This window comes from Microbulbifer sp. ABF4_148 (genome assembly GCF_056158985.1).
On sequence record NZ_JBSWUI010000001.1, the window covers coordinates 3,495,235 to 3,518,522 of the forward strand.

Sequence of the window (23,288 nt, forward strand, 5' to 3'; positions counted from 1 at the left end):
ACGCCTGAAAATAACCTCATACAACAACTATAGGCGACGTCTAATTGACAATTGCTTGCACTGCACGGTACCGGGACGGGTATACTGCCGCGATGAAATACTGCAGTCACTGCGGCAGCGATGCCGTGAATTTTGCCATCCCCGATGGGGACGATCGCCCCCGCCACCTGTGCGGTAGTTGTGGCGCCATTCACTACATCAACCCACGCGTTATTGTCGGTGTGTTGCCTTATCTGGGCGACGAGATTCTGCTGTGTAAGCGCGCCATCGAACCGCGATTGGGGTTATGGACCCTGCCCGCGGGCTTTATGGAGAACGGAGAAAGCAGCGAGGAAGGTGCACTGCGTGAATCATGGGAGGAGGCGCGTGCCAACATTCGCGTCGACGATCTCTACACGGTATACGACATTCCCCATATCAATCAGGTTTACCTGATGTACCGCGGTGAACTCACCGATACCAATTTTGGGCCAGGCCCGGAATCGCTCGAGGTTGCGCTATTCCGGGAAGAAGATATTCCCTGGGACGAATTGGCCTTCCCGATCATGAAATCGACCCTGGAACATTACCTGCGCGACAGACGCAGCGGTCAGTTCGGCCTGCACCGGGGTGTCATACAAAGGAAGCTTTAGAGAAAATTGCGCCTGCCTCGCCGATCCAATAGATTAGGAATCAGTTCAAACTTGATCGGTCGGGTTTCTGACGCAAACGGAGGAAAGGGAAGATGGATTCGGGCGCAGAAGACTATCAGTACAGGAAGCGCAGGGTTCCCCTGAACCGTGCCAAAGAGTTTCGCTGGGGTGAAGGGCGGATTAGCGGCTACCTTTCCGTTTTTCTCGGTGCCCTGAGTCTGCTGGCAGTCTTTGCCTACCTCTACCCTGCATACCTTACCACCATCGAGTTACGGCAGGTCTATGATGCCGCTGCTTTGCAGAAGCTGCTCAAATACGGCATGTATGCCTCGCTGTTTTTTGGCATTCTGACGTTTGTTCTGGGGCGCTACCGGCGGATGGGCCTCGCAGGCCTGGCTTTGACCTTGACGGCCTTCGCACTGGGTGGATACAACATTCCGGTCGGGCCGGTCGAACCCGTCAGGCTCTCTCTGGGTGTCGACTGGCTGATTCTTGCGCTCCTCGGCTCCATGTTCATTTTTATGGCAATAGAGAAGCTATTTCCCAAGTATCGAAATCAGGTCATTTTGCGCCCGGAATGGGATACCGACTTCCTCTACTTCTGCTTAAACCACCTGTTGATCTCGGCCATTCTCATCTACGGGAACTACCACGCCAGTCACTTCGGCTGGGCAGTGAGCCCGGCGCTTCAGCAGTGGGTACAGTCGACACCGCTCTTGCTGCAGGTTGCCCTGGTCGTTCTGTGTGCTGATTTTGTCCTGTACTGGGAGCACCGCTTCTATCACGAGTTCAAGTGGATCTGGCCCATTCATGCCGTCCACCATTCCGTCGAACATATGGACTGGCTGGCAGGTTCCCGCGGACATTTTTTGCAGGTATTTTCGGAGCGTGCCATGGTCCTGGTACCGCTCTACTTACTGGGCGCAGACCAGACTGCACTGGATATCTATGTGGTTTTTGCGGCGCTGCAAGCGGTGCTGATCCACACCAATACTAGGCTGAATTTCGGCCCCCTGAAAGCAATCTTTGTCACCCCACAATTCCATCACTGGCATCACAGCTCGGAAAAGCCTGCTATCGATACGAACTACTCTGCGCATACGGTTTTGTTCGATCGACTGTTCGGAACCTACCATTTACCCGGGGATCACTGGCCTGCGGACTATGGAACCACCAAGCGCCTGCCGAGGGATTTTTGGGGACAGCTGCTTTATCCCGTTTCCGCGCTGCTGGATCTTGCCAAACGCTCAGGCAACGCCGACAAGAAAAATACCTAGTACGTCGCCCGGGAAGTCGTACCGCTACATGAAACTATCGCAGCGCTATCACCACAGCCGGCGGTAGCGGATTAACCGCAGCGAGAGTCCAGTCGCCACAGATCAAAGGCTGGTTCTTCGTAGGGGTGGGCAGCACGCAAAGCCTGCACCGCGGTATCGACGAGATGGTCTTCGCAGACCATCTCGACTTTATACTCGGCCACCTGCTCAACCTGCCCGGTCTGTCCTAGAAAGGGCTGGCTGCCCTCGAGAGGACGAAATTGGCCGGTGCCCAACACTTGCCAACAGCAACTGTCGTAGTCCCCGACACGGCCGGCGCCGACGGCGAATAGCGCCTCCTTGACGGCTTCCAGGTGAGTTGCCGGTATGTAGATACAAAGCTTGTACATGGAGACGTATCCGCAGGAGCCAGAATTCAGAACATCAGAGTCATCAGCTTGCGCTGATACTTGGCGGCCACAGGATCACCAGCGCCGAGTGTCTTGACGATATCCAGGAAAGCTTGCTTCACCACGCCGTCACCATAACCCAGGTCGCTGCGCAGGATATTCAACAAAAGCTCCAGCGCCTCTTCCTGACGATGGTTCTGGCTGTATTGCACGGCCAGGTTATAAGCGGTGTCAAAATCTTCAGGGTTAGCCTCATGCGCCTGCTGTAACGCCTGGATTTCAGGCGACTCCGCTGCCTGCTGCTTGAGTTCCAGCTGGGCCATCAACTGCTGGTAATCGGCATCCTGATCCGCCATGAGAATCTTGCCAAGCACCGCCTCGGCTTCCGCTACACGGTTCAGCTCCAGAAGGACTGCCGCCAACTGCTTGGCGATATCGGCGCGCTCCTCCGATTCGTTATAGGCCTCCCGCAGTACCGGCAAAGCCTCATCGAGTTTGCCTTCGGCGACGAGCGCCTGCCCCTGCTGCAACTTGATATCGCAGGGCTTGGGGAGGTACTTGTCGAGCATTTCCCGAATTTGCTGTTCTGGCTGCGCCCCGGCAAACCCATCCACAGGCTGGCCTTCTTTCAGCACCATTACGGTGGGCAGGCTGCGCACGCCCAGCTGCCCGGCCAGCATCTGCTCGGTATCCGCATTGACCTTCGCCAGCAAAAACTGGCCCGCATACTCATTGGCCAGTTTTTCCAGAACCGGCATCAACTGTTTGCACGGCTCGCACCAGTCTGCCCAAAAATCAACCACTACCGGGCGTTTCATGGACTCTTCGATCAGGACCTGCTGGGCGTTCTCCGCCGTCACATCAACAATAAATTCGCTCACAAACTTTCCTCGAACGGGTTTTGGGCGCAGTTTAACCGATCAGTTGGTGACCAACCAACGGACACTTCCATGCGTAACACTATCCAACAATCCCCCAATAGTCAGACACCTCTCCCTGCCGACAGTGCTCGATCATTTTTCGACCAAAACGGACACAGTACCTTGCCTGAACTTTATTCACTTTGGCACTATTAACATCCAAATTTTAGGTTATCTGCCAGACAGACAAAGAAGAACTCCCATGAACCGCCACCTTACAAATTTCACTCAGGCGACTGTTGTCACGCTCACCCTATTACTAGCAGCCTGTGGCGGAGGCGGAGGCGGAGGTGGTTCCAGCGATAATGCTCCACCACCGCCCGTCGATGATCAGGGTGGAAGCGGTTCTGACGCACCGCTCGTCGCCAGCGCGGATATCTCAGCTGACAACTTGCGCAGTTTCACTGGCGCCGTCGTTGAAATTACAAATTTGAATATCGACTTGATCAACGACTTTCTGGACATCACGTCTACACCCACATTTTCATCAGCCAATAATTCCTCGCAAACGATTCCGTGCGATATTTCAGGCAGCGTCACCGCAGAAGTTACCGGCGGCGGTGAAAATCAAAAGCTTACGTTCGACAAGTGCAGCGATTCCGTAGATCAGGAAGTCGACGGCACTGTGGAAGTTTTTTTGACCGAGGCTGGCTCTGATGGCGCATACTCCGCCAAAATCAGTTTGAACGAGTTGAGCATCGAAGCGACCGGTTCAGGTGCCACGCTCAATGGATCCACGGACGTAGCAGTCGACAAAGCCTCCGCGCAACCTCGCCGGATCGTAGTAACCTCCAACCTTGAGGCTATGGAGAACACATCGGGGCTGCTTCTTAGATCCGAAGAGTTTGAATTCTTCCTGCCCCTCTCCTCACCTCATCATCTTGTCGATGCCAACGGATTTAAGGGCGGTATCGAGGTGGGAACCGAAGGATTGGCCGTGTTAACGCGCGCTAACGAAGCCACAGGCGAAGACTTTCAGATCACAAGCCTCATCTCTGGAGTGAATGCCAACACTGGCATGATTCGAAAAGTGGGGCTCTGGCCCGACTTTGATATCGAAGTGATGCATTTTCCCGGCAATGGCCAAACGCGATCCGATCTCGGTGTGCGACTGGAGATGAGTGACCTCGAAACCGGACAAGTGGATTTCTTCGGAGACGTCAATGTCGCCCCCAGCACCATCGACAGCTTTTTTAATCAAGGTGATACAACCGTCAACCTGGGCGCTAAAGAGAGCGTTGGACTGTCGAACAACATTACTGACCTGAATGGCGATTTGCTCAACCACCAGCTTTCCGTGGATGATCTGGCCTCCTCACGAACAGCTTCTGGAGATGACATTGCCCAATTTGCCGATGTGCAAAAGCTAGCCTACGGCACCTTCGATATCACCTTCAGCGAGCCCGGAGATTGGCGCGTCTCTATTATCGCTACCGATCCGTCCGGCGAATTCATTCAGCGCTTTGCTAAAGGTATTAAAGTACTGGACAACCGCGATACGGATGGCGACGGCATCATCAACGCGAACGATGATGACGATGATGGAGACGGCGTCCTTGACCCAGATGATGCCTTTCCACTTGACCCTAGCGAATCCGCCGATTTCGATGGTGATGGCATTGGAGACGTTGCAGATACCGACGACGATAATGACGGCGTTACCGACACAGAAGACCTGTATCCGAACAATAGCGCCTGCAGCAAAGAAAGCGATGGCAACGGAGAAATTTGCTATATCGAACGCATCGGGACGATGAATCACCTATTCGATGAGGCGACTAATACAGCCTATTTTTGGGACGGATGCTATGTTGAAGGGTGTAGCCCCGTCGCCTCCCAAATTCTTAGATGGAGTCTGGAAACCCGCTCATTCCTACCGCCACTGGACATTAACAGAGCGCTGGGCGTAAACGGAGAACAGTTTGAGGTTGTCCACTGGCCCGCCCAGAATCGACTGGTCCTGATCTTCTCCCCAACTGATTTGGTGCTTTTTGACCTCTCGGAGGAATTACCGCTTTCCTCCGACAGATCTCTTCCCCCTCCCCCCGTGGACTGGATTACAGGATACTCGACGGATGGGAATTATCTGATTCGCGAAACATACGATTCCGCGGCAGCACTTCCAAACGTTGAGGTCTTCGGACCGGGGCTGGAGGTCATAGCGTCGGCCAGCCAGTCGATAGATCTCGGGTTTCGCTACCTCTCCAGTCAATTTAAAGATATTGCTGAAAAGGGTTACACCCTGGATTTTGAGACCCTTACATTAATCAAAACTGAAAATGCCGAGTTCATTCCAGGCGCAGTGGATTTGGAATTTTCTCCAGACAAAACACTCGGTTTCAACCGGTGGAACAGGACGGTCTATTCAATCGAGAATAAAGCAGAAGTGACACAACTGTTGAATCTATTCGCTTTCGATGGCGGTAGTGTGCGCGCGTTATGGACCAATGCGGGCATTGTAAATCCTGCAACCGAATGCCGCGGCGCTCCCCAAGCGTGTCATAGCCGGGTCCAGATTTTGGATGAAAATTACGAACAGAAAAGTCTAACGGAGTATCCGGATACGGTATTCTTACTGGATGGACCAATCATTAACGGCGGGGAGAAAGTATTCGTATACTCGCAGGAGTTTGATGCCGCCTCCACTCCCTCGACGAAAAACCCACGCTTTATCGTAATCGATACGAGCGTGAATTAGAGACAGGGACACCTATGTAAGCGCAGAGGCCGGCTATTCTAGACCGTGAGCCTCCTGCATGCGCCAAAGTACATGGCGCATGCAGGAATATTTAACGCACCCTATCGATAGACTTGCTCCACTCCGTACTGCAGCTCCAACGCAGAGCGCTCCGCCTTCCGCAGCCCGCGCACAACCAGCCCGTACGAACGATCCATCAACCGTTCTATTTCATAGTCCGGCACACTGCCGTCGAACAATACCGTATTCCAATGTCGCTTGTTCATGTGATAGCCAGGCAACACGCCAGAGAAAATGTCTCGCAGAGCCTGGGCCTCATCGGGATCACATTTGAGATTGGATCGAACAATGCCCCGCTCCACACTCAAGGTCGCGAACATCTTTCCCTCGATTTTGAAGACAGCCACATCGGGCCCGAAGGGGTAGTCCTCTACCGCCTCCGGACGCGACAATAAATACTGGCGTGCAGTCGCCCGATCCACCAGGCCTACCAGTTCAGGGAAGACGGCAGACGGGGTGAGGACAACAGGCGGGAAAAACGAGCCCAGCGCGCATCCTGTCCGGTTGCCCCGGACTCCACATAATCCGCGACAAGTTTCTTACCCCAGTTGTAGTTGATCACGTACGCACCATAGGTATCCACAAAGCGTACCCGCTGGCGGGCTTTACCCGGACTCATCAGGGCATACTTTTGGAAAAGTTCGGTAGCCTCGTCGGCATCAATCTCGCCGTTGATATAGCGACGTGCAACTTCGTTACCGGAAAAGCTCAGCTTGCCGACCAGCTTCATCACCTGACTGTATTTCTCAGCAGTATCCGGATCCAACCCTGCAAGCGGATAGAGCTGCTCCTTTTCGAACGCCAGCTTCTCATCTCCGGGGAAAGCCAGCTCAATACCATAATTGGCGCTGCCCTCGGCAATTAACGACTGTGGACTGAATAGCGGATACACGCTGTATTCGATCCAGTTGCGATTGTCGACCAGCTTTTCTTCCAGCAAGGCATTGTAAGTATGATGCCCCGGATAGCCCTCGTGACAACCGAGATCCACCGCGCGATCAATCATGATGGGCAGCTCCGTGTTGATCTGGATAAGACTCTGGCTATTGCCCTTGTACCAGTTGTATCCGCTCCACGGCTTGTCTTTGACATACTCCAGCACAAAGCTTTCTGCCTCCGGTAGAGACATATGCTTTTTGGTCCGCTCTCGACACTCTTCAATCGCAGCATCAAATACCGCCGACAGGCTATCTGCGGGTATTTCGTATTGCTTGCGGAATGCATCAACGCGCTCGTGCAGAGGCTCCTCTCCCGGCAGCAATGCCTCGAGCTCGGCCAGAACCGGTTCAAATTCAGAAAAGTCCTGCCGCGGAGGTTCGGTATCGTAAAGCTCCTTGGCTTCACGTTCGAAATTGGGCTTTTCCTCGCCAGCCAACGCACGTGCATGGGAAAGGACCGCGCGCAACTGGGTCTTGAGATAGTGGGTTCTCAGGGTATCCATGTCGGATGAGGGCGCCACCTGTGCAGGCAACTTGGCCATCAGGATTTCGGCTCGCTCGGCAATATCGGCAGCGCTCGCTTCACTGGCTTTCGCTTTCTCTAGCCAGTCTTCCGGTCCGTAATAGGCATCAACATAGTTTTTATCGTGATTACCGAGTTCCAGAATCAACATGACATATTCTTTGGCCAGTTGATCCATGGAGGATTCTTCCGTCTCCTCATTGGGTCCGGCGCCATCGGCGGCTTCTTCCATTGTCTCGACGGCTGCAGTGGTCGCCTCATCCGGAGACGGTGTTTTGGGGCCACAACCCGTCAATGCGACGGCGATAACAGCCACCAAAAACGGGGCTAACGGCGAAGAAAAGCGTTTCATAGGGTTTCCTTGTTACTAAGCACAGATGCCGACCGCAAGACACCGCGCAGGAATATTGCATCAGACAAACTATACCGCGGTGCGTAGACAAATGCGCACCCGGCCAGAGGAAACGGCGCGAATTACCGGGGAATTGGTAGGGAGTGTGGGCACGCAAAGCTTCGTTGCAGCGCCTGCTGAAGATCAGGGCACGTTCACCGCCGACGGGGATGGCTCTTCCTTAAGCTGCCAACGCACCTCCTTGGCCACGCGTTCGGCGGACTCCAGAGCACCTTCCATATAGCCGTACCATTCCCGTGCGAACTCGGTGCCCGCCCAATGGATACGATCATTCACAACGCGCATCTGGTCACCATATCGAGTCCAGAAACCGGGGGGCATCACCGCAGCGTAAGCGCCCCGTGTCCAGGCCTCACTCGACCAATCCAGATCGATATATTCGACCGGTTGACGGGCGCGCTCTCCAAAAAACCAGGCAAACGAGTCGAGTACCGCCGCTCGACGATGCTCCGCATCAACACTGCTGTAGTGACGCGCTGCATCCCCGCTGAGAAACCCCATGAGTATCCCGGTACCCTGTTCGGGCTGAGATACATCAAAAACCGTTTGCACAGGGACAGAAGTTCCCACGGCCAGACCTGACAACCCTTCTTTTCGCCAGAACGGCTCTTCGTAGCGCGCAATGCACTTGATACAGGCGCCACCCGGCATACGCTGCAATAACTGATCACGCCAACCCGGCAGCGCGGGCTCAAATCTGATACGCAATGCCTGATTAGGCGGCACGGCGAGAATCAGCCGTTCACACTCCAGCTCACCCCCCGTATAACGCAAACGCAGACGTCCAGATGGCGTGCGTCGAACAGATTCCACCGCCGCATTGAGTGAGACGCGATCCCCCAGTGAGGCGGCCATCTGTTCACACAGTGCCGCACTACCGCCAGAAATGCGGTCCTGCTGGGCGCCATCCCGCGTTGCCATCAACGTGCGCAGACTTTTTCCCGATCGCGCCACAAACAGGGCATGCAACAGCGAGATATCCGCAGGCTCGGCCGCAAATACTGCTCCGCTAGCAACCGCAAACAGCTCGCGGGCTCGCCGCGTAAAGGTATGTTTTTCCACCCAGGTTTGCAGGGTCATGCTGTCCCAGGCGGAGGCCTTGGGGTGCACCCAGGGCGCAGAGGGGTCAATTTGCGCAGCGAGTGTGTCAAACGCACCTAATGCTCGCCCAAGATCCGCAAACACCAGAGGGTTGGTCAGGGGAATCTCGCCACGATAGCGGCGCAGGTTTTGCTGAAGGATAAGTAAGTTATCGCCTTCGGTATGTTGTGGCCACGTCTGCACACCCAGCTCCGCGAGGAGTCTGTACATGCGCTCCTGGCCGGGACCGATCCACTGGCCACCAAGATCCACGCTGTCGCCATTACTGAATTGATGCCGATACAAACGACCACCAACTCGCTCCCTGGCTTCCAATACGCGAACGTCCAGATCCTGCGACAACAGCCGCGCAGCCTGCAGACCGGACAACCCCGCTCCGATGATTGCTACCTGCACCTGTTCCAATGGATCACTCCCGCTTGTTCTGTTTTATTCCGGGCTTATCTGTCCAGGCTCGCAATGGTGCGGACCAATGTCAGAAAATGCTGCGCGCTCTCGCTCAACCATACTTGGGTAGAGCAAACTGCAAACACTCGCCTGCCGAGCAAAAAAGACTGAGGGCAGGGTAAAAAAAGGATCAATATAACGCCATATTGGCGCAATAGCCAACACGATTCCCATGAAAAAGTCGCACACGCCAGAGACGTCAGTATCTACAAATTCAATTGATGGCGCGCCAGTACAAATCACATTTTGTGGGGACCTGAAAGAATTGCGACGGGGATCACAAAAGCAGGCTCAACACACGCTGCACCAACGACAATACAACTCCATCAAAGACACCCTGCAACGCCTGGACATACCTCACGTCGAAATCGATCTCATTGTAGTCAACGGGCATTCCGTGCCGTTCGAATACGAGCTCGCAGGGGGAGATAAAGTCTTGGTGTATCCGGCCACTATGACGCCAGGGAAACAGCACTGCACGGGGCCCCTGCTCCATTTGCAACCGCCGGTCACGAGGCCACCCACTTTTCTATTGGACTGTCATCTGGGTGCACTCACGCGCCAACTACGCATGCTTGGCATCGACTCCGCCATCCCCATTAATACGGACGACAGCGCGCTGGTGCGACAGGCCAACCAACAGGGCCGAATTCTTTTAAGCAGAGATCGCGGATTACTGATGCGATCGACCCTGAAAGCTGGTTACTTTGTCAGGGCCATACAGCCACATAAACAGCTACCGGAAATTTTTGATCGCTGGGCACTGCATGGCTGTATAGCGCCATTTACCCGCTGCCTGAAGTGTAACGGCATACTTCGGCACACGGACAAAAAGCGGATCAGCCATCAATTACAACCACGCACGCGGCAGTACTACACCGAATTCTGGCAGTGCACTGCCTGCGCCCGTGTTTACTGGCAAGGCAGCCACTACCAGAGAATGCGGGCAAAGCTGGAAAACATATGCATGCCACAAACCCGATACGGTACTCAGTGACCTTTGCCGAGTCCGGTAGGCAGCGGATCTCCCGCGTGCTCATCCGAACCGCCATCTTCGTCCGTGTCGACGTCTCGTCCTACCGTCTCCAGATTCGGATCTTCGCCAATCGGGGCTTTGCGCAAAATCAGGAAACCGGCAACACCGGCGATCACGGACGCGAGCAACACACCCGCTTTGGCCTGCACCAGCAAATCACCCTTGCCATAAAACGCGAGTTCGGTAATGAATATGGACATGGTAAAGCCGATACCACCCAACAGCGCCACACCGACAATATGATGGAAGGTCGCCGAACTGGGTAATTTCCCCAGCCCAAGCCGCCAGCCAAGCCAGGTCGCACCGACAATGCCGATCAGCTTGCCGAATACCAGCCCCATAATGACCCCGATGGTCACCGGATTCAGCACAGCTTCCGAACTGGTAAAGCTGTCGATTGGGATGCCAGCATTGGCCAGGGCAAAAATGGGAATGACAATAAAGGCTACCGGAGTGTGCAACCGGGTTTCCATACGCTGGAGAGGCGACTGGGCGAGGCGCACCCCGTTACCCAGCGCAGTGACGCGGGCCCTGAGGGCATCGTTCGCAATAATTTTGTCGCCAGGGCGGAAGCTCCGGTCAAAGCTCCGGATAATATCTTTTACAAAGGTACTGAAGGCGACCGGATCATATTTTGGTTTTGCCGGCATCGCCATCGCGGTAATCACGCCCGCGAGTGTCGCGTGAATCCCCGCCTGATAGAACGCGTACCACAGCAAGATACCCACGAAAATGTAGGCGGGCGAGCGGCGCACCCCGGCACCCTTCAACAGCCACATGATCACGACGAGCACACCGCCGGTAATCAACGCGGTCATGTTGACACTTTCCGTATACCAGATCGCAATGACCAGAATTGCGCCCAGATCGTCAACGATCGCCAGGGCGACCAGAAAGGTCACCACCGAGCGCGGCACACGATTGCCAAGCAGGGCGATACAGCCAACCGCAAACGCAATATCGGTGGCCATGGGAATACCCCAACCACGCGCGCCCTCGCCCCCGGCATTGAAGGAGGCGTAGATCAACGCGGGCACCACCATACCGCCAATTGCCGCCATGACCGGCAACACCGCCTGGCGCAGCTCAGACAGCTCCCCCACGAGAAACTCCCGCTTGAGTTCCAGCCCCACGAGGAAGAAAAAGATCGTCATCAGGCCTTCGTTGATCCAGTGATGGACGGTCAGCGAAAAGCTCCATTCGCCTGCATTCAGGCTCACCGGGATATGCAGCAGGTGGTCATAGGCTTCCTGCAGGGGTGAGTTGGCGATGACCAGCGCCGCGGCAGCGCAGAACATAAGCAGCAAGCCACTGCTGCTCTGGCGGTGGATAAATTCCTCAAATGGGGTGACGAGGCGGCCAAAAGCGCTTTCCAGTGGCGCTTCGAAAACCTTCCCTTTGCGGATCCTGAACTTTTTGAGAACACTTTTCGCCATTGGACAGCGGACTCCTCTCGTACCTCTAAGAATAGAGCTTCTATGACGGGGGCACAGAGGTTAGCATGACGCACGCGTCAACCTCCACTATCCGAACTATTCTGCCTCTTATGACACGCCTTGATTTAGCCCTGGTAGAGCGGGGCCTCGCCAACTCCCGCACCCATGCCCGCAAGCTGATCGACGCCGGGAGAGTACAGTTCGATCAGGGAGCAGGCTGGGAACCGACGCGCAAAGCAAGCATGCCGATCTCGGAGCAGCAGGCACTTCAGGTAGAAGCACTGCCCGAAGACCGCTATGTGTCCCGTGCGGGCCTCAAGCTGGAGGGGATTCTCGAGCACACCGGCCTCAAACCTAAGGGGTGGCGCGCGCTGGACGTGGGCTGCTCCACTGGCGGGTTCAGTGACTGCCTGTTACAGCGCGGTGCCGCCATGGTGGTGGGCGTCGATGTTGGACATGGACAACTGGCCACCCGCCTTCTGGAAGATCCGCGTATGCACCTGTTCGAAGGTGTCAACGCCAGACACCTCGAGGCAAACCAGATTGCGCCGTTTGGCGACGAGGGATTTGACGCCATCGTAATGGACGTGTCCTTCATCTCACAGACCCTGATACTGCCCCGGTTACCGGCGCTGTTACGCCATCGGGGGCAGCTGTTGAGTCTGGTTAAGCCGCAGTTTGAAGTTGGCGCCGAGAATATCGGCAAAGGGGGCCTTGTGCGCGATGCAAGCTTGTACGGGCCGGTGCGCGATAAAATCACGTCACTGTGCGAGACCCTGGGATTGTCAGTCAGGGATTACATTGAGAGCCCCATCCTCGGGGGAGATGGCAATCGTGAGTTTCTGCTGTGGGCGGAAAAGGCAGACTGAACGGTACGGGGCTGCCGCGAAGGCGGCCGTATTACCCCTCAGGGCAAGATCTCTTCCAGCTTGGCGCGAAATCCGGATGTGGGTACTGCTGTGGGTGACTGCTTGCGCGGAGGCCGTAACACAAGGTCCCCCTGACAATTGGGACATCGCTTGGCCAATGCCTGGGCACAAGCGGGACAAAAGGTACATTCATAAGAGCAAATGTACGCCTCTGCCCCGAGGTTCAGCGGCTCGGTACATCGCTCGCAAGTCGACTTCATTTTTAACATCAATATTCCGCCTATCCATCCTGGATGAAAACGCTCCCTTTATCGGCCCATCTCCGGGCCAACAAGCCTGACGCCGCCCCAACGCCCTGTCGGGGTGACGTCAGACGCAAACATGACCGGGCATCAGGGTCGCAGGATTACGCCTCTACCTGCTGGTCGGTACGCGCCGCCATGATGAAGTCATTTCGGTGCAGGCCTTTGGCCTCGTGGCTCCACCAGGTCACCGTGACCTTGCCCCACTCAGTGAGCAACGCTGGATGATGACCAACCTCTTCTGCGATCTCCCCGACGCGGTTAGTAAACGCTAACGCCTGCTTGAAGTTGCGGAACTTGAACACACGCTCAAGTTGCATCACGCCATCGCGCGCAATGGGGGTCCAATCGGGAATTTCACGAATCAGCTCCGCCAGTTCCTCGTCGCTCACCAGCGGCGCGTCGGCACGGCAGGCTACACATTCTTGCTGGGCAAGATCAGTCATAAGAGCTCCTTGAATTTTTATACCACTCAATAGATGACAACCCTGACACACACCTTGTGTACGCGTGCCCGTCAATCACTCTGAGCGCCGTCAATTTATTGAGAGGGAATTATGATGACAATCTGACCCGCCAACTGTACGCACGGCGCGAATACGAGACAACCATCATGAAGAAAACCTGATTCTATGCGCTTTTCATTCAAATGAGAGGTATAGAGTGCTGTAAAAAGGTCATTTAGACGACATGCTGACCGAAGTTGGCGTCAGGTGCCGAGCATCAAGTGCCGGGCCCTCCGCACAGTATGCGCCAGTTCTCAACAGCGCCTGATACTTCTATAGTGTAGGGGCCTCCCCAGCGGAGATCCTCGCCTGCTTCAGCCGTGTTGTGGCGAATGCCCCTATGGGCACGTCGCAGAGCGAGATAGATAACAGTAACGACGCACAAGATCCCCAAAGGACATCATGAACAAATACCTCATTCCCCTAGTGCTTTTGGCATGCCTCAGTGGTTGTGGCAAGACGGAAAAGGCTGACACCGCAAACCAGACGCCATCTCAGGACACAACCAGCGAATCCTCGGACGAAGGATGGGCGGATGCCGCAGGCAGCGGTGCTGCGCAAGATGCCACCACAGAAGGGGATGACGCGACCTCCAGATTTAATGCGCTCAGTGAGCAGATGATTCTGGATATGTGGCAACTCTTCCCTTCCTGGGCCATTCAAGCGGGCTACTACAAAGTTGCCGACCAGCTGGCCATTCCCGACGATGCACAAAGAGCAAAAACCCTGGCCTTCGCACAGGATTACAAGAACAAGTTTGCCGCACTCGACAAGGAAGCGCTTGACCCGCAGGCGAAGAGCGACCTGGCCCTGATCCAGAACTTCCTCGACAAAATCGAATGGGAACAGAACGCGTTCAAATCCTTCCAGTGGAATCCCGCGGCCTATAACGTATCCCATGGCTTTTCCCTGATCGCAAACAATGAGTTTGCCCCGCTTGACGAGCGGCTCAGTATTTTCAGCCGTCGGCTCGAAAAAGTGCCTGAGTACTATGCAGCCGCAAAAGCTTCCCTCAAGCAACCAGCCTCGCCGCAACTGTTGCTCGCAATTCAGCAAAACGAAGGCGCTCTGAGTGTCTTCGGGGAAGATATCGAGAAGAAACTGGAAAGCAGCTCGCTATCTCAGGAAGACAAGGAAACCTTCAAGCAACGCCTGGAATCTGCTCGCGAAGCCATTGAGGACTATGTCGTCCACCTGCAAACCATACACTCGGATCTGGAAAAGACGCAGAACTACAAAGACTTCCGCATTGGTGAAAAGCTATATGAGGAGAAATTCAAATACGATATCCAGATTGGCATGACAGCCAAGGAGCTCTACGAACGCGCCCTCCGTGATAAAGAGGTCCTGCATGAAGAGATGAGCAAACTGGCCGATAAACTCTGGAGCAAATACTTCCCCGACAAGGAGGCACCAGCGGACCGACTGGAAAAGATCTCTGCAGTACTCGAAAAGCTTTCCGAAAACCATGCGACCAAGGAAACGTTTAAGGCGGAAGTGGAGAAGCAAATTCCAGAACTGGTCGCGTTCGTCAAGGAAAAAGACCTGTTGACCCTCGATGAGGATAAACCGCTGGTCGTGAGAACAACGCCGCCTTATATGCGTGGTTTCTCAGTCGCCTCTATCAATGCCCCCGGACCCTATGATACCGAGGCCAATACCTACTACAACGTCATGCCGATCGAGAATTATGCAGATGATGCGGCCGAGAGTTTCCTGAAGGAATACAACTCTTACCTGATGCAGATTTTGAACATCCACGAAGCGATCCCCGGACACTACACTCAGCTGGTTTATGCCAACAAGTCACCGAGCCTGATCAAGAGCATCCTCGCCAATGGCGCGATGATCGAAGGCTGGGCGGTTTATACCGAGCGTATGATGCTGGACGCGGGCTACGGGGACTTCTCGCCCGAACTGTGGCTGATGTACTACAAGTGGAATTTACGCGTTCTGACCAACACGATTCTTGACTATGAAATCCAGGTCAAAGGCATCGACGAAGATCGCGCCATGGAATTGATGGTCACCGATGCCTTTCAGCAGAAAGCGGAAGCAATGGGTAAATGGCGCCGCGCGACACTGAGCCAGGTGCAGCTCACCAGCTACTACGCGGGCTTTGCCGACATTATGGCGTTACGCAAAGAAATGGAAGAAAAGCTAGGAGACAAGTTCAACCTGAAGGAATTCCACGAGAAGTTCCTGAGCTACGGCAACGCGCCTGTTCCTGTCATCCGTGAGTTAATGCTGAGCGAGATCGCGCAGTAATAAACATCAAACATCCAACCGCCCCCACCAGGCCTCACAAACGAAGCCTGGTAGGGATCCGGTTCAGACTAAATGATCCTAAGTCCTGCCCCTTCACGCTTCATTTGTCGACAGTAGCTTCCCGTTGGTTGCGGCTTTTCGAACCTGGCCATCGACCAATAGGCCACCCTCCGGCCAACGAGCCGTCAGCAACCTATTTTTCGCAATTCGGGTAACGCTTACTGAGTTCGACTGATTACCACCAAGAATGTGATACGCCTCATCGTCTTCTGCCCAGTAAAAACCCACGTGCCCTTTCCAGCCGTCGGGACTACCTCGCCAGAAGACCATCACCGCGCCAAGCTGGGGATCAATTCTATTACCAAAGCGCTGCCAGTTCCGTGCCCCTAGTGGGCTGGCAGGTAATACTTCATCTGCCAGCTGAGAACCAACACAGTGGGCAACAAAGAGTCCGCACCAGGGAATGTCGTCATCACTGTAGGAGGACATCTCCAGATCCTCGGCCCAGCCCATAATTGCCTCGTTGGCGCCCTTACCCGGCACTTCCTGAGTACCAATCAGCTGATACGCTGTCTGTAACCAGGGCATGGAGAGCGGAACTTCAAAGCCACGCGCCTCCGGAACCTCGACATTCTCGAACAGGGCTGCGCGCGTCTTCGGCCCCACCAGTCCATCTACAATAAGACCACGTGCGCCCTGAAAAGCCTTGATAGCCGCGATGGTTTTGCGTCCATTGATGCCATCAATCGGCCCCGGATCGAAACCCAATCCGTGCAGGGCTTCCTGGATATCTTTAACTGTCACCTTAAACCTCCTTATCTAAGTGTGCTGAATCGCCTCCATACTGCGAGCCCTGAAAAGATGCCGATACCCATAGGCAGTTGCAATACCACCGGCTCAACAACTACCTTTGCACGCACCGCAGTTCGGGACAAGTTCCTTCTGGCACAGGGCATTACAGGCGGTAAAATTGCACGGGTTCCTTCAGCGCCTTCATACAGCGACGGGCGAACCGATCCTTCCTCAGGAATTCCGGTGCATCGTCCACCAACTGAAAACCAAATTTTTCCGGAAGCTTGGTATACAGCGAGCGCGGCGGCCGGCGGCCACGTATCCCCTTCAGCGCCGCACCGGTTGCAAATGTGTGGTAATAGATATCCAGATTACCAATATCCCGTTGAATAAAATCAATCGCAGCCATCAAGGAAACTTCCATCCAGAGTTTCCGATAGGGTTCCAAAACCTCCCTTTCATACTCAACAAACTCCCGATAATGTCCGGCAAAGAGAGGGTAGCGCCGCTCTAGCAGTTCCGATTTCTCGCTTAGATCCAATGACCTCAGGTACTTCGCGAAATCGGCGCACTGTCTGAGCCAGTCATTCTGAATCTCCTCGATAAGGCATTCGCCAGTCTCAAGATCCAGGTCGAATCTAACCCACGACATCGTGCAGCCCCGAACACGATTCACAGGATGACCACTCCATCCCCGCAGGGACACTTTCCCATTTCTCTGGCTGTATCGCAGTCGTTCCGGCAGCGGCGCGAGTAACTGCTCGTATAGACGGTTATGCCGCATATCGAAATTTACCTGTAACACCAGGGTCGCCCCCCGCCTTGAACTCTGAGCGCAGCACTTACAGCTTGGCCTCCAGGCATCAAGTGTCAGGCTGAAAGCGTGGTGCTCCTCAGGCCACAATACATCCAGCTGGCGACGGTTCAGGTTACCGTTGCCTGATGAAGCGAGAACAGATTTCATCAGCGGGCGCTCCAGCAATTTGGCATATTGCCCTTTTCGCAACTCCCGCAAGGAGATCTCTTCCCGTTTTTCACGAGCCATCAAACGTCCCACCAGCTCGAGACAGTATTTGTCTCTAAAGTAGTAAAACGTCCTTCTTTCGCCGCCCAGGCAATCGAGCAGCATATTTAGCTCTGAATTTTCCATAATCAATTCGCTCTTGCGGCCAACACCCAAATCGCAGGCAATAGTCCTCCCTGCGATATCCGCAACGGGCATCAGCAAATAGCAGACATTACAAGCATCAACGTCGAAGTCAGGACATTGTCAGCTCGGAAATTTTATCTATGTGAATCAGCCGGGTATCGGCCAGGCGCAATCAGGAAAAGATGAGCGCGAAGGAACTACCCAGCATTTGTTCACAAACATTTGAAATCAACACATGAGCCTCCCTTCTTTTGAGGTATTTACTGAGGAAAAAGAAACAGCATTTCGCTGCGAGGAGCGCAATATACGGAGGTAGCTCCCCTGAAGCAACAGGCTGGGCCCTACTCGCGTATCAATGGACGACAGAAACTGATTAATAGGCGGCAATAAAAAAGGGCACCTATAGGCGCCCTTCTTAGGATTAGATCTACGGCTTAGCCAGCTGCCGCAGGAACTCTGCCAAGCGGTCGGAACTGGGAAACCAGCCCAACCGTAAAGCAACCCAGTAACAGCAGTAGCAGACCCCAGATTTCCGGGCGCTCCACTTCCTGCGGCTGCACCTGCTCTTCGAGCTTCTGGCCCTGCACTTGCTCGGTCATGGCAGGTGCAGAAGCAGGAACATCTGCTGCCTGGCCAGGCGCCAGTGGCGCAGTCAGACCAAATCCCGCAGCCTGCTCCTGCAGGTAGTCATTGAAGGCCTCGTTATCGGTCACTACATCGAACTCTTTGGCCAACTCCATATATTCTTCAACCAGCGTACGTAAGGTTGCCTCGTCAGTATCCCAGTACCCTTTGCGCGCTGCTTCCAGCATACGCTCCATCATCTGGGCCAGGGCGTGGGCATTAGCCTCCTCAAAGAACTCGCGCATATCCAGTTCATACTTGTCTTCGACATACACTTCGAAGAACTCCTGCCACTGGTCATCACGGACCAGGTCTGGAGTCATCACTTCCCAGCCCCAGAAGTTGTTCAGGCGGTCGAGGATCGCTGTCGCACCGGCATAGCCTTCATCCTGCATGGCCTGAATCCAGCGCGGGTGGAAATAGCGGCTGCGCAACTCGCGGCCCATAAATGCTTCCATGGTTTCCGAGCGCACCTGATCCTGTCGACGCAGGTTACTCACGTACATTTCCGGCGTTTTACCATCGATACTACGCACAGCCAGTGCCACGCCACCAAAGTACTGGAACGGGTCGTCGTTAGTCATCAGGGCATAGAGGTTGGTGGAGCGGGAGAAGACCACTGCATCGGTGCCGGACAGCGCCTGGGAGTAGAGGTCCACGTCATCCAGCTTGTCACTCCAGCGGCTTTCGTCCTTACCGAAGAAGTAGCCCATACGACGCAGATACAGGTCGGCCAGCTTACCGTCGTCTTCCCAGGTGCCGGACGCGAGGCTCGCGCCCGCCAGGCCTGTGCCGTAGTTACCGGTCTCATTCGAGAAGATACGCACGCTGGACAGGTAGTCCGCCTCTTCCTCGCTCTTGCCTTTGGCCAGCAGGTCATTGCGAATCTTCTGCGCATTGGCGTAAACAGAGTTGCTCTCTTCCTTCAACTTGGCCACCTTATCGATAGCGTCGGCCAGGTAAAGAATCACATTCGGGAAGGCATCCCGGTACAGACCGGTTGCAGAGATCACAACATCCACACGGGGGCGGCCAAGCTCTGCGTAAGGAATAATCTCACTACCGGTAATATTGCCCTGCTGGTTCCAAACCGGACGGACACCCATCGCATGCATGATCTGGGCCTCCAGCGCGCCTTCATGACGCATGGTCTCCAGGGACCAGAGGGAGAAAGCCAGCTTGTCCGGGTAAGCACCGTGTTTCTGACGATAATCCGCAATAGTTTGCTCGATGGACTTAACGCCAGCCTCATACGCCGCTTTTGAGGGCACCTTGGCCGGGTTGAAACCAATCAGGTTGCGACCAGTTGGGACCGCGCGCGGGTTTCTGATCGGATCGCCACCGTTGGCAACCGGGATATAGGCACCAGCAAGGCCACGCAGCAGGCCAGAGATTTCTTCACTCTGGTGGAAATTATTCCAGTGCTCCCGGGCCTTTTTGACCTCTGGCGCAAGCTCGCCAAAGGATTCCACGTGTTCGGTTTTCTGTACCAGAACCCGGTCCAGCAACTGGAAGCCAGGAGTTGCAGCCAGCACCAGGGCATTGTGTTCGTCCAATTGCTGGTCTTCCGACAGCTGCCAGCCCTGCTCCTTTTCAACCATTGAAGCCTGCTCCTGGAACGTATCGCCCAGCATTTGCAGGATGGTGGTCAGCAGGTGCTGTTCCGGTGGCAGGTCACCAAAGGTATGTACGCCGAGGGGCTGCGCTTCGGCGCCCAGAAGATGCAAGTGGTCCTGCACCTGGGCCAGGCGCAGGTCAAATTCAGCTACAAACTCTTCCTTGCTCAAGCCAAGATCACTATAAATTCCCTGTGCTTCCGCCAGCGCAATAATCTTGTTGCGGGTATTGGCCTTGGTCTGGCCTTCATCCAGCTGCATATAACTGGCGATCAGTTCGCCCAGTTCAGCCACTTCTCGATACAGACCCGCCTTGGCAAAGCCCGGGGTCATATGGGAAATCATGGTGGCACGACCACGACGCTTGGCCTGCATAGCCTCGCCCACATTATCGATAATATAGGGGTAGAACACCGGGGTATTGCCCACCGCCAGTGAAGGTGCGTCGTAGATACTCAGGCCACGCTCCTTACCACTCAGCCACTCCTGGGAACCATGGGTACCCAGATGGACAAATGCATCTGCACCAAAAATTTCGCGGGCATAAATATACAACGCCAGATAGTAATGGTTCGGCGGGGTGACGGTGGAGTGATACAGCGAAGCACTGCCCTCGGGGTCTTCACCGCGCACGCCCTGGGGCAACACGATCATGTTGCCAACGTTCATGCGTGGAATCACAAACGCTTTGTTACCGTTGTCTTGCGGGTTATCGACCAGCATGGCGTTCGAGCCAGGCTCACCCCAGCGCGCAACAATCGGTTCTCGAACCGATTCCGGCAACTTGGAGAACCAGTCCAGGTAGGTTTGCAGCGGCAGGTAGTCCGCGAGATCTTGCTCTGGCAGGTCGGACGCATCTTCATTGCGATAAAAAGGACGCAGTAAGCGGCCCGCACCATCGATAAAGAACGCAGGATCTTTTTCCTCTACCTGATAGCCCGCGTCGCGTAGCGCGCTGGCAATGTTGCTGAGCGAACTCGGCACATCAAGGAAGGCCGCACCGACGTTTTTCTCTCCTGGAGGGTAATTCCAGATAAAGGCGGCGACTTTCTTATCGGCCTCAGTGGTAGACGCCAGGCTCGCGTGGTTAGCCGCGCGCTCTGCGAGAGCCTTCAACTGGAAATCAAACGCGATCTTGTCGCCACCTCCGTGGCCTTCGCTGCTGCTCTTACCCGCAATAACCGTGGGATCCACAACACCGGCGCTTTCTGGCATTACCAGGAAAAACGGCGTCATGTTGGCAGACACACCAGTGTGATCTTTCAGATAAGCGTCAGCGTCGCCATCCTGGTAGTTCAGTGCATGCAATACCGGCACATCCAGCTTGGCAAATTCTTTCTTGCGCTTTTCAGCGTAGTGTAATGACCGATAGTAAATAACCAGAGCCGGGCGGGTATTGCCCTGCTCATCGTTCAACAGGTCGATGTAATTAAGTTCGGTATCTTCCCCTTCATGGAAGAACGCAAACGCTGGAAGACCTTGTTGCTCGATCGCATTGATCAGCCCATCAACAATGCCGGTTTGTTCGTAATCAATCACCGAGCGGTGAATGGCAATACCAATGCTGCGGCCACTAAGGTCTTTATCGGAGGCATGGCCATCGAGAAAACCAAAGAATTGTGTTTCGTCTGCAGTCAGTTGCTGCGGATAGGATGGGTGGTAAAGGCCGGTCATCGGAACTTCACGGGGTGCTGCAATCTCCCCATTGCCAATCTGGAACAGCTGGTAATCAATATACGCCATCATATTCGCGTAATTCTTGCGACCACCATTCAGGAAGTAGGTACTGATGGTTTCGCGTACCTGACCTTCAAGCCCGTTATGCATTGGTGAATTAGGCGCGTCGCCAACGCCAATCACCGGCACCTTTGGGTGCTGCTGTACCAGCGGTGCATGTTTATGGAACATAAAGCGCGACAGCGCAGGGTTGATGCCATCGAGCAAAATCAGGTCTGCGGAAGACCAGAGTACAGCCAGCTCTCCTTCATCCTTGCCGGACAGTTTCTCGGAAACGAGGTCAAAGCTATGCCCCTCTGCTGCTGCGTTAAGCAAACGGGTCTTTGCCGGCGCCGCGTGACTGGACTGGAACAGCAGTACTTTCGGGCGCTGTGAAGCGGTCACGTCCGCGTATGCTGCCGGAGCCATCAAACCCGCTGCTAACAGGGCCAGAACCAGTCCTGTGCTGGCAGAAACTCTGGCAGCGCATCGCGCCACCATGCGGGAAACATTCAAAGGGATCATAGAGTATTCCAGAATGGTGCGCGGCCCCTCAGCGGGCCGCATCCTTGAGCTGTTCTTTTCAATACCTGCCAGTAGCTGTGATTAGCCGGCGGCGCTTAAATCGGGTGAATACACTTACTGTGCTCCACCACCTTGTGCAGGTGTTTCTTTATCTTCGGGGACGTAAACCATGGAGCCGTCAGCCATTTTGTAAGCCACGCCCGCCCGACGGCCTTCACCACCGCCAATCTCTCCGGAAGACTGGTACTTGGTCACGGTTTTGCCCTCTTTCACGATGATCTCCATATCCGGCTTGCCGGCATTCTTGATCACCGTTACATCTTCCGCATCGGAAAATACACTGAGGGGGTTTTGTGCGAGCGCAATCATCAGCGCAGCAATAATCACTAGAAAAACGTCCACGAGGTTGACTGCGGAGAGAATCGGGTTCAGCTCCTCATCTTCATCCAGCAGGCGCATCAGGACTTACCTTCACGCAAGCTGTTAATGTTGATGAGCTCAGTCGCCAACCAGCGCTTCTTCACATTGGCCGGCCAATAGGTCAGGGAGGAAATGACCAGCGCCCAGATCACGGCCGCAAATGCAATGACCAGATTGTCACTGATCCCCTGCAGGTTTCCGTCACCCAGCGCCTTCAGCGCTGGTCCCATCGGGATCATGGTGGCGATCAGGCCCAGCATCGGAGCGATACGGGTAACGACACGCAGGTTTTCAAGCTTCTTAAGTGCAAAGACCTCGAGCTCATCACTACTGGCAGTGCGGTTGGCCACCCAGTAGTTATGGAGCTGGTAGCCGGCCATCGGTGCAGCTGCGGATTCGTCCTCAGACTTGGAAGTGTCCAGGAAACGCTGATAGCGCATGGCATTGCGCTTTCGCTGTAGGTACAGGCCAGTAAAGCGACCCAGCGCAATCAAGGAATAGACAAAAAGTGCGGCAATGATCACCAGTACCGGGGCCAGCAACAGGTCTGCGACCTGATACATCAACTGTTCTAGGGACTGTACAGCAGACATTGGGTTGGGTCCTTCAAGAAATTTTCGTAAATGTTAAT

19 protein-coding genes are annotated in these 23,288 nt (G+C 54.8%); 6 read left to right on the plus strand and 13 right to left on the minus strand.

The features are described 5' to 3' along the window. The first annotated feature begins 92 nt into the window (after positions 1-92). Entirely contained in the window at positions 93-632 is a 540-nt protein-coding gene (locus ACXAD0_RS15425) for an NUDIX hydrolase (RefSeq protein ID WP_475089488.1), read from the plus strand. Between the two features lie 92 nt (positions 633-724). Beyond that, positions 725-1,909, plus strand: coding sequence for a sterol desaturase family protein (locus ACXAD0_RS15430; protein ID WP_475089489.1), 1,185 nt, complete (start codon positions 725-727; stop codon positions 1,907-1,909). Between the two features lie 71 nt (positions 1,910-1,980). Here the strand turns inward: ACXAD0_RS15430 and ACXAD0_RS15435 are convergent, their stop codons facing one another. Further along, positions 1,981-2,298, minus strand: coding sequence for a YqfO family protein (locus ACXAD0_RS15435; RefSeq protein WP_475089491.1), 318 nt, complete (start codon positions 2,296-2,298; stop codon positions 1,981-1,983). A gap of 26 nt (positions 2,299-2,324) precedes the next feature. Further along, positions 2,325-3,179, minus strand: a complete 855-nt coding sequence (gene trxA / locus ACXAD0_RS15440; RefSeq protein ID WP_475089492.1) for a thioredoxin — start codon at positions 3,177-3,179, stop codon at positions 2,325-2,327. Between the two features lie 241 nt (positions 3,180-3,420). Between trxA and ACXAD0_RS15445 the strand changes: the two genes are divergently transcribed. Continuing rightward, positions 3,421-5,916: a hypothetical protein gene (locus ACXAD0_RS15445; RefSeq protein WP_475089494.1), complete on the plus strand. Its 2,496-nt coding sequence runs from the start codon at positions 3,421-3,423 to the stop codon at positions 5,914-5,916. Positions 5,917-6,017: 101 nt separating this feature from the next. Here ACXAD0_RS15445 and ACXAD0_RS15450 read toward each other — a convergent pair whose 3' ends face one another. The 3 genes from ACXAD0_RS15450 to ACXAD0_RS15460 form a co-directional block, all read right to left on the minus strand. Next, entirely contained in the window at positions 6,018-6,398 is a 381-nt protein-coding gene (locus tag ACXAD0_RS15450; RefSeq protein ID WP_475089496.1) for an MmcQ/YjbR family DNA-binding protein, read from the minus strand. A 5-nt stretch (positions 6,399-6,403) separates the two neighbouring features. Next, entirely contained in the window at positions 6,404-7,789 is a 1,386-nt protein-coding gene (locus ACXAD0_RS15455; protein ID WP_475089497.1) for a hypothetical protein, read from the minus strand. Between the two features lie 183 nt (positions 7,790-7,972). Next, the gene (locus ACXAD0_RS15460; protein ID WP_475090404.1) at positions 7,973-9,346 is read right to left on the minus strand and encodes a flavin monoamine oxidase family protein; all 1,374 of its coding nucleotides are present in this window, start codon (positions 9,344-9,346) and stop codon (positions 7,973-7,975) included. A gap of 223 nt (positions 9,347-9,569) precedes the next feature. Between ACXAD0_RS15460 and ACXAD0_RS15465 the strand changes: the two genes are divergently transcribed. Continuing rightward, the gene (locus ACXAD0_RS15465; RefSeq protein ID WP_475089498.1) at positions 9,570-10,394 is read left to right on the plus strand and encodes a Mut7-C RNAse domain-containing protein; all 825 of its coding nucleotides are present in this window, start codon (positions 9,570-9,572) and stop codon (positions 10,392-10,394) included. Here the strand turns inward: ACXAD0_RS15465 and nhaA are convergent. Then, positions 10,388-11,869 (minus strand): Na+/H+ antiporter NhaA, encoded by a 1,482-nt coding sequence (nhaA, locus tag ACXAD0_RS15470; RefSeq protein WP_475089499.1) that lies wholly within the window; start codon positions 11,867-11,869, stop codon positions 10,388-10,390. The two genes, ACXAD0_RS15465 and nhaA, sit on opposite strands and share 7 nt — an antisense overlap. A gap of 110 nt (positions 11,870-11,979) precedes the next feature. Here nhaA and ACXAD0_RS15475 point away from each other — a divergent pair, with 110 nt between their 5' ends. Further along, positions 11,980-12,738: a TlyA family RNA methyltransferase gene (locus tag ACXAD0_RS15475; RefSeq protein WP_475089500.1), complete on the plus strand. Its 759-nt coding sequence runs from the start codon at positions 11,980-11,982 to the stop codon at positions 12,736-12,738. 38 nt (positions 12,739-12,776) lie between these two features. Here the strand turns inward: ACXAD0_RS15475 and ACXAD0_RS15480 are convergent, their stop codons facing one another. Then, positions 12,777-13,007 carry a DUF1272 domain-containing protein gene (locus tag ACXAD0_RS15480; protein WP_475089502.1) on the minus strand — a complete coding sequence of 77 codons (231 nt, stop codon included), beginning with the start codon at positions 13,005-13,007 and terminating at the stop codon, positions 12,777-12,779. Positions 13,008-13,144: 137 nt separating this feature from the next. Continuing rightward, on the minus strand, positions 13,145-13,486 hold the full coding sequence (locus ACXAD0_RS15485) for a 4a-hydroxytetrahydrobiopterin dehydratase (RefSeq protein ID WP_475089504.1): 342 nt from the start codon (positions 13,484-13,486) through the stop codon (positions 13,145-13,147). 462 nt (positions 13,487-13,948) lie between these two features. Here ACXAD0_RS15485 and ACXAD0_RS15490 point away from each other — a divergent pair, with 462 nt between their 5' ends. After that, a complete protein-coding gene (locus ACXAD0_RS15490; RefSeq protein WP_475089505.1) occupies positions 13,949-15,814 on the plus strand; it encodes a DUF885 domain-containing protein in 1,866 nt (621 codons plus the stop codon). A 93-nt stretch (positions 15,815-15,907) separates the two neighbouring features. Here the strand turns inward: ACXAD0_RS15490 and ACXAD0_RS15495 are convergent, their stop codons facing one another. The 5 genes from ACXAD0_RS15495 to ACXAD0_RS15515 all read right to left on the minus strand — a co-directional run bounded on the left by ACXAD0_RS15495 (position 15,908) and on the right by ACXAD0_RS15515 (position 23,250). Beyond that, the gene (locus ACXAD0_RS15495) at positions 15,908-16,618 is read right to left on the minus strand and encodes an NlpC/P60 family protein (protein ID WP_475089507.1); all 711 of its coding nucleotides are present in this window, start codon (positions 16,616-16,618) and stop codon (positions 15,908-15,910) included. A gap of 151 nt (positions 16,619-16,769) precedes the next feature. Further along, positions 16,770-17,828 (minus strand): hypothetical protein, encoded by a 1,059-nt coding sequence (locus tag ACXAD0_RS15500; protein WP_475089509.1) that lies wholly within the window; start codon positions 17,826-17,828, stop codon positions 16,770-16,772. Positions 17,829-18,190: 362 nt separating this feature from the next. Then, positions 18,191-22,237, minus strand: coding sequence for a cobaltochelatase subunit CobN (gene cobN, locus ACXAD0_RS15505; protein WP_475089511.1), 4,047 nt, complete (start codon positions 22,235-22,237; stop codon positions 18,191-18,193). 114 nt (positions 22,238-22,351) lie between these two features. Beyond that, a complete protein-coding gene (locus tag ACXAD0_RS15510; protein ID WP_475089513.1) occupies positions 22,352-22,696 on the minus strand; it encodes a DUF2149 domain-containing protein in 345 nt (114 codons plus the stop codon). Continuing rightward, the gene (locus tag ACXAD0_RS15515; RefSeq protein ID WP_475089514.1) at positions 22,696-23,250 is read right to left on the minus strand and encodes a MotA/TolQ/ExbB proton channel family protein; all 555 of its coding nucleotides are present in this window, start codon (positions 23,248-23,250) and stop codon (positions 22,696-22,698) included. Before ACXAD0_RS15515 ends, ACXAD0_RS15510 begins: the two co-directional genes overlap by 1 nt. Positions 23,251-23,288 lie beyond the last annotated feature (38 nt).

Excerpts from the sequence above, each read along its gene's own strand:
- ACXAD0_RS15425 (WP_475089488.1), top strand. The coding sequence starts at position 93 with ATGAAATACTGCAGTCACTGCGGCAGCGATGCCGTGAATTTTGCCATC.
- ACXAD0_RS15430 (WP_475089489.1), top strand. The coding sequence starts at position 725 with ATGGATTCGGGCGCAGAAGACTATCAGTACAGGAAGCGCAGGGTTCCC.
- ACXAD0_RS15435 (WP_475089491.1), bottom strand. The coding sequence starts at position 2,298 with ATGTACAAGCTTTGTATCTACATACCGGCAACTCACCTGGAAGCCGTC.
- ACXAD0_RS15445 (WP_475089494.1), top strand. The coding sequence starts at position 3,421 with ATGAACCGCCACCTTACAAATTTCACTCAGGCGACTGTTGTCACGCTC.
- ACXAD0_RS15455 (WP_475089497.1), bottom strand. The coding sequence starts at position 7,789 with ATGAAACGCTTTTCTTCGCCGTTAGCCCCGTTTTTGGTGGCTGTTATC.
- ACXAD0_RS15465 (WP_475089498.1), top strand. The coding sequence starts at position 9,570 with ATGAAAAAGTCGCACACGCCAGAGACGTCAGTATCTACAAATTCAATT.
- nhaA (WP_475089499.1), bottom strand. The coding sequence starts at position 11,869 with ATGGCGAAAAGTGTTCTCAAAAAGTTCAGGATCCGCAAAGGGAAGGTT.
- ACXAD0_RS15475 (WP_475089500.1), top strand. The coding sequence starts at position 11,980 with ATGACACGCCTTGATTTAGCCCTGGTAGAGCGGGGCCTCGCCAACTCC.
- ACXAD0_RS15480 (WP_475089502.1), bottom strand. The coding sequence starts at position 13,007 with ATGTTAAAAATGAAGTCGACTTGCGAGCGATGTACCGAGCCGCTGAAC.
- ACXAD0_RS15485 (WP_475089504.1), bottom strand. The coding sequence starts at position 13,486 with ATGACTGATCTTGCCCAGCAAGAATGTGTAGCCTGCCGTGCCGACGCG.
- ACXAD0_RS15490 (WP_475089505.1), top strand. The coding sequence starts at position 13,949 with ATGAACAAATACCTCATTCCCCTAGTGCTTTTGGCATGCCTCAGTGGT.
- ACXAD0_RS15500 (WP_475089509.1), bottom strand. The coding sequence starts at position 17,828 with ATGCCCGTTGCGGATATCGCAGGGAGGACTATTGCCTGCGATTTGGGT.
- cobN (WP_475089511.1), bottom strand. The coding sequence starts at position 22,237 with ATGATCCCTTTGAATGTTTCCCGCATGGTGGCGCGATGCGCTGCCAGA.
- ACXAD0_RS15510 (WP_475089513.1), bottom strand. The coding sequence starts at position 22,696 with ATGCGCCTGCTGGATGAAGATGAGGAGCTGAACCCGATTCTCTCCGCA.
- ACXAD0_RS15515 (WP_475089514.1), bottom strand. The coding sequence starts at position 23,250 with ATGTCTGCTGTACAGTCCCTAGAACAGTTGATGTATCAGGTCGCAGAC.